The following is a 10,917-nucleotide window of genomic DNA, read 5'->3' as shown; positions in this document are numbered from 1 at the left end:
CCCGCTCCGATCCCCACCACTCCCCGCACCGGGCGGCACCGCCGCCGCCCGACATCTCACATCCCCACGTCCGGACGACGGGTCGCGCCGTCCCCGGGCCCCTTCCCTTTCGGGAGCACACCGTGTCCGCACAGCAGCAACCATCACCCGTTGAGACCGAAGCACCACAGAAGGTCACCGAGATCGAGACCTACGGGGTCGCGCCGATCCCCGTCAAGGCCCAGACCTCCCGGCCCTTCGACCTGTTCCGGCTCACCTTCGGCGGCGCCAACACCTTCGCCACCATCATCCTGGGCACCCTGCCCATCGCCTACGGGCTCGGGTTCGCCGCCGCGGCCGCCGCGACCGTGGTCGGCGTGGTCGCCGGTGCGCTCATCCTGTCGCCGATGGCGCTGTTCGGGCCGCGCACCCGCACCAACAACGCCGTCTCCTCCGGAGCGCACTTCGGCGTCGTGGGCCGCTCCCTGGGCTCGCTGCTGTCGCTGCTGACCGCGGTGGCGTTCTTCTCCATCTCGGTGTGGGTGAGCGGCGACGCCATCGTCGGCGCCGCCGCCCGGCTGGGCTACGACGGCGGCGACGGGCTGCGCGCCGCGGCCTACGGGGTCATCGCGGTGGCCGTGTTCGCGGTGTGCGTGTACGGGTACCGGTTCATGCTGCTGATCAACAAGGTCGCGGTGGTGGCGGGCAGCGCCCTGATGCTGCTGGGCGTGTTCGCCTACGGCGGCTCCTTCGACCCGTCCTTCGCCGGGAGCGGCGAGTACATCCTGGGCGGGTTCTGGCCCACCTGGGTGCTGGCGGTCCTGACCGTCATGGCCAACCCGGTGTCCTTCGGCGGGTTCCTCGGCGACTGGTCGCGGTACATCCCCGCCGCCCACTCCACCCGGTCGATGCTGGCCGCGCCGTTCCTGGCGCAGGTCGCGACGCTGCTGCCGTTCTTCTTCGGCCTGGCCACCGCCACCCTGGTCGCCGACCCCGGCGACTACGTGACCGGCCTGTCCCTGGTCTCCCCCGCCTGGTACGCGCTGCCGCTGCTGCTGGTGGCGCTCATCGGCGGCCTGTCCACCGGCACCACCGCGCTGTACGGCACCGGCCTGGACTTCTCGTCGCTGGTGCCGCGGCTGAACCGGGTGCAGGGCACCGTGGTGGTGGGCTGCCTGGCGCTGGTGCTGATCTTCGTCGGCACGTTCCTGTTCGACGTGGTCGAGACGATCAACGCGTTCACGATCCTCATCGTTCTGCTGACGTCGCCGTGGATGGTCATCCTCATGCTCGGCTACCTGTTCCGCCGCGGGTTCTACCTGGTGGACGACCTCCAGGTGTTCAACGAGGGCCGCCGCGGCGGCCGGTACTGGTTCAGTCGGGGCGTGAACTGGCGGGCCATGGCCGCCTGGCTGGCCGCCGCCGCGATGGGCCTGGTCTTCGCCAACACCCCGCTGCTGGTGGGCCCGCTGGGGAACCTGGCCGCCGGGATCGACCTCAGCCTGCCGGTGGCCCTGGTCACCGCGGCCGTCGTGTACCCGATCGCCCTGGTGCTCTTCCCCGAGCCCCGGTCGGTGTTCGGCCCCGCCGGGCCCCGGCTGGTCCCGGCCGCTCCGGACGCCGCACCGGACCCGGACACCGACCCCGAGCCGCGGGCGCAGGGCGTCCCCGCCTGACACCCGGCCCCTCCGCACCTTCCACCACCCCACCGACACGAGGACACATGCGCATCCACGAGTTCTCCACCCTGCCCGGCTTCGTCGACGGCGCGCCGCTGGCCGCACCCGAGGGCCCCGTCCTGGAGCTGGTCGACCCCGCCACCGGCGAGGTCCACGGCCGCTCCGGGGTGTTCGGCGCCGACGGCGTGGACGCCGCCATGGACTCCGCCCGGCGCGCCTTCGCCGACTGGCGCAGGGCCACCCCGGCCCGCCGCCAGGACGCCCTGCTGGCGCTGGCCGACGCCCTGGCCGCGCACGCCGAGGAGTTCGCCGACGCCGAGTGCCGCGAGACCGGCAAGCCGCGCGCCGACGTCCTGGACGAGGAGATCCCCTTCTGCGTCGACACCCTGCGGTTCTTCGCCGGGTCCGCCCGCCACCTGGAGGGCCGGGGCGCCGCCGAGTACCTGGAGGGCCACACCTCCTGGATCCGCCGCGAGCCGCTGGGCGTGTGCGCGGGCATCACCCCGTGGAACTACCCGCTGATGATGGCGATCTGGAAGATCGGCCCGGCCCTGGCCGCCGGGAACACGGTGGTGCTCAAGCCCGCCGAGACCACCCCCACCACCACCGTCATGCTCGCCGAGCTGGCCGCCTCCGTGCTGCCCGCCGGGGTGCTCAACACCGTGGTCGGCGACCGCGACACCGGCCGCCTGGTCGCCTCCCACCCGGCGGTGCGCCTGGTGTCGGTGACCGGCTCCACCCGCGCCGGGGTGCAGGTCGCCAAGTCCGCCTCCGAGGACCTGAAGGTCCTGCACCTGGAACTGGGCGGCAACGCCCCGGTGCTGGTCTTCGCCGACGCCGACCCGGTGGCGGCCGCCGAGGGCGTGCTGGCCGCGGGGCTGCTCAACGCCGGCCAGGACTGCACCGCCGCCTCCCGGGTGATGGTGCACGAGGACCTGCACGACGCGTTCGTCGCCGAGCTGGTGGCGCGGGCGAAGGAGAAGGTCACCGGCCGTCCCAGCCGTGAGGCGAGCGACTTCGGCCCGCTCAACAACGCCGACCAGTTCGCCCGCGTCCTGGGGCTGATCGAGCGGCTGCCCGCGCACGCGACCGTGGAGACCGGCGGGCACCGGGTGGGCGATCACGGGTTCTTCCTGGCCCCGACCGTGGTGACCGGGCTGCGCGCCGACGACGAGATCGTGCGCGAGGAGATCTTCGGTCCGGTGATCACCGTGCAGCGCTTCTCCACCGAGGAGGAGGCGCTCGCGCTGGCCAACGGGGTCGACCAGGGGCTGGCGTCGTCGGTGTGGACCACCGACCACGCCCGGGCGCTGCGGGTGGGCGGCGAGCTGGACTTCGGCGCGGTGTGGATCAACACCCACGGGGCGCTGGTGTCGGAGATGCCGCACGGCGGGTTCAAGCACTCGGGCTACGGCAAGGACCTGTCGGCCTACAGCCTGGAGGACTACACCCGGGTCAAGCACATGATGAGCGCGATCGGCTGAGCCGGAGCGGCGGGGCGCTCCGGCACACGCGGGTGCCCCGTCGCTTACGCCCCGGCCCCCGCCGGGGCCTCGCGTGCCTCCAGGTGCGCCCAGGTCAGGGCGGTGACGTGGTCGGCCATCGCCTCGGGGCTCTCCTCGGGGTGGTCCAGCAGCCAGTCGGCGAACGCGTCGGCGGTGCCGACCGCGATCCGGGCCAGCAGCGCGGCGTCGCGCTCGCGGGCGTCGGAGGGCAGGCCGCCGCAGGTGGTGATGAGGTCGGTGACCTCGGCCAGCACGCGTTCGCGGGCCCGGGTCACCTCGGCGGCGAAGGGGCCGCCGCTGGCGGCGGCCCGCCGGTACAGGACGGTCCAGCTCTCGCGGTTGTCGACCACGAATCCGAAGAAGGCGCGGATTCCGCGGCGCAGGGGGTCCTCCCGGTGGGAGGCCCTGGAGTCGTACGCGGCGGCGCGCAGGGCGAGCATGAGGCGCTCGGACTCGCGGCGCACGCAGGCGTTGAAGATGCCTTCCTTGGAGCCCAGATAGTGGTACATCGTCGGCTTGGAGGTACCCGCGGCCTCGGCGATCTGCTCGACGCGCACCGTGTGGTAGTCGCTTCGGGAGAACGCCGTGACGGCGGCGTCGATCATCAGTTGTTCACGGATCCGACGCGGTAGTCTGCGCTGTTTGGTCTTCACTCTGCTGAACTTTATTGATTCGCGCGGTTTTGACCAGGGCCTCTCGGCACTCGATTCCGGGCGCGGAACGCCTTCGGAATCCGTTGCGGACGCATGACCTGTGACTATCGGTGAGTCCACCTTCACCCGTGGTGGCGTATCCCACATTCTCCGAGGTTTGGACGGCCGGATACCGCACAGGAGTGCGCGGAATCCGGCCGCCGCTCGTCATCCCGCTACGTGTGGTCCCGGGCCGGGCGCAGTTCCAGCGTGCAGCACTTGGCGCCGCCGCCGGCCTTGCGCAGCTCGTCCAGCTCCACCGGGTGGACGATCAGGCCCTCGGCGCGCAACCGGTCGGCCAGGGCCGTCGCCTCGGCGGCGATGACCACGTTGCGGCCGTCGCAGACCGCGTTCAGGCCCAGGACGCGGGCGTCGTCCCCGGTGGCGATGAGCGCGTCCGGGAACAGCGCCTCCAGGACCCTGCGGCTGCCCGCGGAGAACGCCCCCGGGTAGTAGGCGACGCGTTCGCCCGACAGCGCGAACAGGGCCGTGTCCAGGTGGTAGAAGCGCGGGTCCACCAGTTGCAGGGTCACCACCGGGCGGCCCAGGAAGCGCTCGGCCTCCTGGTGCGCGGCCGCCTCGGTGCGGAATCCGGTGCCGGCCAGGACCACGTCGTCGAGGGTGATGAAGTCGCCCTCCCCCTCGTTGACGTGCTTGGGCTCACGGGTCTCGGTGTACCCCGCGCCCCGGAACCACTCCAGGTAGGCGGGGCCCTCGGGGGTACGCTCGGCGCTGGCGAAGCGGGCGCCGTAGACCCGGCCGTCCACCACCAGGGCGCCGTTGGCGGCGAACACCATGTCCGGCAGCCCTTCGATGGGCGTGATCTCGTGAACCTCGTGGCCCAGGTCCAGGTAGAGGTCGCGCAGCGCCTCCCATTGGCGGATCGCCCGATCCCTGTCGACCCGGACCGCCGGGTCCATCCAGGGATTGATCGCGTATTCGACCGCGAAGTAGGTGGGGCGGCACATGAGGTAGTGCCGTCGAACCGCCACCGGACCGGTCGGGTTCTTCATTGAACCTCCCGTTGAGACCGTTGGAAATCACGGACCCCCGCGGTGGTACAGGTTTTGACCACCGTGTGCCACCTCGGGGTTCGCCCGTTCGATGAGGGGATACCCGCACCGGGGCCGGGCCAAGGGGCACGGTCCGGTAAACACGGGGCCGCAAGAGACGGGCGCCCCCGCGCCCGGGAGGGCGCGGGGGCGGGTGCGGGGCGTGCGGTCAGCGGCCGCCCGCACGGGCCACCGCCTCCTCCAGCTCCTCGCGGTTCATCTTGGAGCGGCCCGGCACGTCCAGCTCCGAGGCGCGCCGGAGCAGTTCGCGCTTGGTGCGCCGGCCCTCGCCGCGGGCGGGCGGGCGCGGGCCGGGGGCGCGCCCGTGCGGAAGGCTGCGGCGCAGCGCCTCCTGGAGCGCGTCGTCCCTGGACCCCGCGGCCCGGTGCGGCCGGTCGTCGCCGCCGGGCCGGTGGGTGATGGTGCCGCCCTTGGCCTTGGCGCGCACCAGTTCGGTGAGGCGGTGGCCGTAGCTGTCGTCGTAGCGGTCGGGGTCCCAGTCCAGGGACAGCGAGTCGACCAGCTCGGTGGCCAGCGCCAGCTCCTCCTTGCCCAGCGCGGGGTAGGGCACCGGCGGCATGACGTCGTCGGGGGCGCGCACCTCGTCGGGCCACCACAGGGTGGAGGCGGAGAGCACGCCCCGGGCCGGTTCGATGAGCACCGGGGACTCGCGGTCGCGCAGGACGACGGTGGCGGTGCCCGCCCGGCGCGTTCGGTCCAGGGCCGCGTAGAGCAGCTGGTAGGGCTGGGCGTCGGCGGGGTCGCGCGGGGCCATGTAGTAGGTGGAGGCGTACCACAGGGGCCCGACCGAGCCCTCGGAGACGAACCCGTCCAGGCGCATGGTGCGCGACCCGTGCGGGTGGAGCTCCTCCAGTTCCTCCGGTTCCAGGACGACGTACTCGTCCTCGACGGCGGTGCGGGCGCCGCGCACGATGTTCTCGGCGGGGACCTCCTCGCCGGTGCGCTCGTTGACGCGGACGTAGCGGATGCGATCGGCTGTGCCGCGTTCGAACTGGTGCAGGACCGGCCCGCGGCGCTCGCGGGCGCTGTAGAGGCGCACTCCGATCGGCACTTCGCCGAACATGAGGGTGCCCACCCAGACTGGATTGACCATGGTGCCTCCCTAGCTCCCATGATCACCGGGGCAGGGCAAAATACCGGTCGAAAAGCACAAAGAACCAGTCAGGGGACATTTCCGACAACCGAACCCGGTTCTTCGACCGACCGGTCGGTATCGCTAGGATCGCGGCAGTCCGAGATTGGAGCGCCTCCCCATGAGTACGACCGTCAAGGCCGCCGTCTTCTCCGCCCCGGGCACCCCGCCCGAGATCCGCGACCTGGTACTGCCCGACCCCGGGCCCGGCCAGGTGCGGGTGCGCATCGCCGCCGCCGGGGTCTGCCACTCCGACCTGTCCCTGTCCAACGGGACCCTGCCCCAGAAGTGGCCCGCAGTCCTGGGCCACGAGGGCACCGGGACCGTCGAGGCCGTCGGCGAGGGCGTCACCTCGGTCAGCCCCGGCCAGCACGTCATCCTCAACTGGGCCCCGGCCTGCCGCGAGTGCTGGTTCTGCCGCAACGGCGAACCCCACCTGTGCGAACACGCCCTGGACCGGGCCGCCGTCCCCTACGCCCACCTCACCGACGGCACCCCCGTCCACCCCGGCCTGGGCTGCGGGGCGTTCGCCGAGGCCACCGTGGTGGGGGCCGACGCCGTCGTGCCGCTGCCCGACGGCCTGGACCCGGCGACCGCCGCCGTCCTGGGCTGCGCGGTGCTCACCGGATGGGGCGCCGTCAACAACTCCGCCGCCGTGCGCCCGAGGCAGTCGGCCGTGGTCCTGGGCCTGGGCGGGGTGGGGCTGTCGGTGCTCCAGGCGGCCCGCCTGGCCGGGGCCGACCCGGTGATCGCCGTGGACGTCTCCCCCGCCAAGGAGGAGCTGGCCCGGTCGCTGGGCGCCACCGAGTTCCTGCTCGCCGACGAGCACCTGTTCAAGGCGGTGCGGGCGCTCACCGGCGGGCGCGGCGCCGACCACGCGTTCGAGGTGGTGGGCTCGGCGAAGGTGGTGCGCACCGCCTGGAACATCAGCCGCCGCGGCGGCACGGTGACGGTGGTGGGCGTGGGCGCGCACGACGACGAGGTGGCGTTCAGCGCCCTGGAGCTGTTCCACCAGGCGCGCACCCTGCGCGGGTGCGTGTACGGGTCCAGCGACCCGGCCCGGGACATCCCCGTCATCGCCGAGAGCGTGCGCTCGGGGGAGCTGAAGCTGGCGGCGATGGTGACCGACGAGATCCCGCTGGCGGGTGTGGCCGAGGCGTTCGAGCGGATGCGCCAGGGGAAGGGCGGACGCTCGCTGATCCGCTTCGGGGCGTGATGGCGGTGGGGGCGCGGCGGCGCCCCCACCGTGGTCAGGGTCTCCCGGGGTCCTCCACCGTCACCTCCAGCACCTCCAGGGGCGCCGCGGCGGCGTCACGTTCGCCGAGGGCGCGGTGGATCCTGCTGTGGAAGATCGAGCGCTGCACGCCCATCCCGACCATGATCAGCAGGGCGGGGAGCAGGAGGCCCGGGTAGGCCACGGCGTAGAGCAGGACCGCGAGGAAACCCCAGATGACGCTCGCGCCGACCCCGTTGCTCATCAGGCAGCGCCAGGCGCGCCAGCCCCACATCCAGCCCGCCGCCAGGACCGCCGCCCAGGGGTCGGCCAGGACCGTCACGGCCGGGTAGAGCACCAGGGCGAACACGAGCACCCCGGACAGCCCGTCGAGCACGGGCACGGTCCGGAATAGCGCCCACCCGGCGGGGGTGCGCGGCATCATCTCCTCGATCGGCGGCGCGGACTCCGGCCGCTCCTCCCGGCGGTCCCACCACACGAGCGCGGCGAGCAGGGCGAACCCGCACAGCCCGACACCGGTGGCCGGACCGAACCAGTGCCCGACCCCCTCCGGCATCCACAGGTGCTCGGGCCCCACCGCCACCGGGTCCAGGCCCAGCGCGGCCGGGGTGGCCGAGCGCAGGGTGTAGAGGAAGGCCACGGCCAGGACCGTCTCCGCCAGGACGAACCCCAGGTGGACGGCGGCCAGCCGGGTGAGGGGTGCGGGCGCCCCGGGAACGGTCGAGTACACCCGCATGGAGAACAGCGGGCGCAGCAGCATCACGAGCAACAGGACGGCGGCGACCCCCAGGGCCACCGGCCCGGGGTCGAAGCCCGGCGGAACGAAGTACACCTCAGCCGTCCCGTCGCGGCACCGGCGCGCCGTCCGCGTCCAGCACCGTGACCTCCAGCGTCGGTGCAGCGGGCTCCTGACCGAGGAAGGGCCGGGTGCACAGCACGTCCTGCAGGGCGTACACGGCCCAGAGTGCCACCGGAAGGAGCAGCGATCCGTCGCTGGCGAACATGAACGTCCCCGCCGCGCCCAGGCTCCCCAGGGCAAGGGTCACCTGCCTCCCCTGGGGGGACCAGGTCCAGTAGCCCAGGCACAGCAGCAGGAACAACACCGTCAAGGGGTCGCCGGTCAGGGAGCACAGCAGGGGGTAGAACACCACGAAGTTGACCATGGGCAGCGTCAGTGCTGTGAGGGCGATGGGGAGGATGCGCGCCCTCTGTTCCCGGGCGGTACGCGGAATCAGCGAGAGCTGGTCCGGGGTGAGCGCCCCCTTGGGCAGCGGCAGGCCAGCGCGTTCGGCACGGGCGGCCCTCACTGACAGGGCGTAGCCCAGGACCAGGCTCAGTACCGAGAAAACGAGAAGGAACAGCATCGTGACCTGTCCCCGACCGGACGGCTCGGTGATCATCACCGGCCAGAAGATGCCCAGGTCGACCGGGGTCACCACCGTGGCCGAGCCGACGAACACCGTCACCGCGACCAGCTGGACGAGGCACTCCCAGACGCTGCGGCGATTCCAGCGGGCGATGGCGGAGTGGTCACCGTCCCGGGCCAGAGTGCGTGCCCGGCGTATCGGACGGCGGTGGAGCAGCGGTGTCACGATCTGGTGTGCCAGCAGCGCCAGGCCGACGGCGGTGGCGAGGGGGCCGGGATCGAAGGTCGGGGGATGGAACAGGTACACGGGGGATCCTCGGTCGGAGGTCGGGGCGGGGACCTGCGCGGACGCGGTCGAGCGGGGATCCGACACACGCGGGCCGGATGATCATGCCGGATACCACCTGGTTTGTCACCACCTGACAAAAGCTGTGGCGTACGGCACACATCGCCCTTGCCCCGCGCCCCGCGAAGGAGCACAGTCGTCACCATCGCGCACACCATTCCGCGGACACGTGTCGCGGGCAGCGTGCCGCGGGCACGGCCGACCGAGTCGAGGAGACCCACCCCATGAGCAGCGCAGCGGATCAGGCCGACGCCATCGTCGTCGGCGCCGGACTGGCGGGCCTGGCCGCGGCGGCCGAGCTGGCCGACGCGGGCAAGCACGTCATCCTGCTCGACCAGGAGCCCGAGCAGTCCCTGGGCGGGCAGGCGTTCTGGTCCTTCGGCGGCCTGTTCTTCGTGGACTCCCCCGAGCAGCGCCGCATGGGCATCCGCGACTCCAGGGAGCTGGCCCTCCAGGACTGGATGGGCACCGCCGGCTTCGACCGCCCCGAGGACGCCTGGCCGCGTAAGTGGGCCGAGGCGTACGTGGACTTCGCCGCCGGGGAGAAGTACTCCTGGCTGCGGCAGATGGGCCTGCGGCTCTTCCCCATCGTGGGCTGGGCCGAACGCGGCGGCTACCTGGCCGACGGGCACGGCAACTCCGTCCCCCGGTTCCACATCACCTGGGGCACCGGCCCGGGCGTGGTCGCCCCGTTCGAGCGCCGGGTGCGCGCCGCCGCCGAGCGCGGGCTGATCTCCCTGCGGTTCCGCCACCGCGTCGACGAGCTGGTCGTGACCGGCGGGGCCGTGACGGGGGTGCGCGGCACCGTGCTGGCGCCCAGCGGCATCGAGCGCGGCCAGGCCAGCAACCGCGACGCCGCCGGGGAGTTCGAGCTGTCCGCGCAGGCGGTCATCGTCACATCCGGCGGTATCGGCGCCGACCACGACCTGGTGCGCAAGAACTGGCCCGAGCGGCTGGGCACCCCGCCCGAGCACATGCTGTCGGGCGTCCCCGCGCACGTGGACGGGCGCATGCTCGGCATCACCGAGCAGGCGGGCGCGCAGATCATCAACCCCGACCGCATGTGGCACTACACCGAGGGCATCCAGAACTGGAACCCGATCTGGTCGCGCCACGGCATCCGCATCCTGCCCGGGCCCTCGTCGCTGTGGCTGGACGCCACCGGCAAGCGGCTGCCCGCCCCCTACTTCCCCGGGTTCGACACCCTGGGCACGCTGGACCACATCATGAAGAGCGGCCACGACTACACGTGGTTCGTGCTCTCCCAGAAGATCATCGAGAAGGAGTTCGCGCTGTCGGGCTCGGAGCAGAACCCCGACCTGACCGGCAAGGACATCAGGCTCCTGCTCAAGCGGGCGCTGCCGGGCGCCCCGGGCCCGGTGGAGGCGTTCAAGGAGAACGGGGAGGACTTCGCGGTCGCCGACCGGCTGCCCGCCCTGATCAAGAGGATGCGGGAGATCGCCGGGGACGGGGTGCTGGACGCCGACACCGTCACCCGCGAGGTGGTGGCCCGCGACCGGGAGATGGTCAACACGTTCACCAAGGACCTCCAGGTGACGGCGATCCACGGGGCCCGCAACTACCGGGGCGACAAGCTGATCCGGGTGGCGTCCCCGCACCAGATCCTCGACCCCAAGGCGGGTCCGCTGATCGCGGTGCGGCTGCGCATCCTCACCCGCAAGACGCTGGGCGGGCTGCACACCGACCTGGACGCGCGGGTGCTGCGCGCCGACGGCACCCCGCTGCCGGGCGTGTACGCGGCGGGCGAGGTCGCCGGGTTCGGCGGCGGCGGCGTGCACGGCTACCGCGCCCTGGAGGGCACCTTCCTGGGCGGCTGCCTGTTCTCCGGCCGCACGGCCGGCCGCGCCGCCGCGGCCGCGCTCTAGGTCCGGGCCCCGGGCCCGAACGACC

The 10,917-nt window shown here is 72.8% G+C and carries 9 protein-coding genes; 4 read left to right on the top strand and 5 right to left on the bottom strand.

From position 1 onward, the window contains the following. The first annotated feature begins 122 nt into the window (after window positions 1-122). Window positions 123-1,655 carry a purine-cytosine permease family protein gene (locus tag ACJOT3_RS26490; protein ID WP_406975828.1) on the top strand — a complete coding sequence of 511 codons (1,533 nt, stop codon included), beginning with the start codon at window positions 123-125 and terminating at the stop codon, window positions 1,653-1,655. A gap of 47 nt (window positions 1,656-1,702) precedes the next feature. After that, complete coding sequence (locus tag ACJOT3_RS26485) at window positions 1,703-3,142, top strand: aminobutyraldehyde dehydrogenase (protein ID WP_406975827.1); 1,440 nt, start codon at window positions 1,703-1,705, stop codon at window positions 3,140-3,142. Between the two features lie 44 nt (window positions 3,143-3,186). Here the strand turns inward: ACJOT3_RS26485 and ACJOT3_RS26480 are convergent, their stop codons facing one another. From ACJOT3_RS26480 to ku, 3 genes are all read right to left on the bottom strand, one after another. Beyond that, the gene (locus tag ACJOT3_RS26480; protein ID WP_406975826.1) at window positions 3,187-3,816 is read right to left on the bottom strand and encodes a TetR/AcrR family transcriptional regulator; all 630 of its coding nucleotides are present in this window, start codon (window positions 3,814-3,816) and stop codon (window positions 3,187-3,189) included. 215 nt (window positions 3,817-4,031) lie between these two features. Next, window positions 4,032-4,868: a dimethylargininase gene (gene ddaH / locus ACJOT3_RS26475; protein ID WP_406975825.1), complete on the bottom strand. Its 837-nt coding sequence runs from the start codon at window positions 4,866-4,868 to the stop codon at window positions 4,032-4,034. Between the two features lie 208 nt (window positions 4,869-5,076). Next, window positions 5,077-6,021, bottom strand: coding sequence for a non-homologous end joining protein Ku (gene ku, locus ACJOT3_RS26470; protein ID WP_406975824.1), 945 nt, complete (start codon window positions 6,019-6,021; stop codon window positions 5,077-5,079). Between the two features lie 160 nt (window positions 6,022-6,181). Between ku and ACJOT3_RS26465 the strand changes: the two genes are divergently transcribed. Next, a complete protein-coding gene (locus ACJOT3_RS26465; RefSeq protein WP_406975823.1) occupies window positions 6,182-7,276 on the top strand; it encodes an alcohol dehydrogenase catalytic domain-containing protein in 1,095 nt (364 codons plus the stop codon). Between the two features lie 34 nt (window positions 7,277-7,310). On the opposite strand, the gene ACJOT3_RS26460 is transcribed toward ACJOT3_RS26465, so the two are convergent. Then, window positions 7,311-8,126: a hypothetical protein gene (locus ACJOT3_RS26460; protein ID WP_406975822.1), complete on the bottom strand. Its 816-nt coding sequence runs from the start codon at window positions 8,124-8,126 to the stop codon at window positions 7,311-7,313. A 1-nt stretch (window position 8,127) separates the two neighbouring features. Further along, window positions 8,128-8,967 (bottom strand): hypothetical protein, encoded by an 840-nt coding sequence (locus ACJOT3_RS26455; protein WP_406975821.1) that lies wholly within the window; start codon window positions 8,965-8,967, stop codon window positions 8,128-8,130. 263 nt (window positions 8,968-9,230) lie between these two features. On the opposite strand from ACJOT3_RS26455, the gene ACJOT3_RS26450 reads away from it, so the two are divergent. Further along, window positions 9,231-10,892 (top strand): FAD-binding dehydrogenase, encoded by a 1,662-nt coding sequence (locus tag ACJOT3_RS26450; protein ID WP_406975820.1) that lies wholly within the window; start codon window positions 9,231-9,233, stop codon window positions 10,890-10,892. Window positions 10,893-10,917 lie beyond the last annotated feature (25 nt).

Origin of the sequence: Nocardiopsis protaetiae (assembly GCF_045446735.1) — a bacterium.
Classification (GTDB): Bacteria; Actinomycetota; Actinomycetes; order Streptosporangiales; family Streptosporangiaceae; genus Nocardiopsis; species Nocardiopsis protaetiae.
The sequence above is the reverse complement of the archived record's forward strand: the minus strand, read 5'-3'. Positions and strand labels throughout refer to the sequence as shown.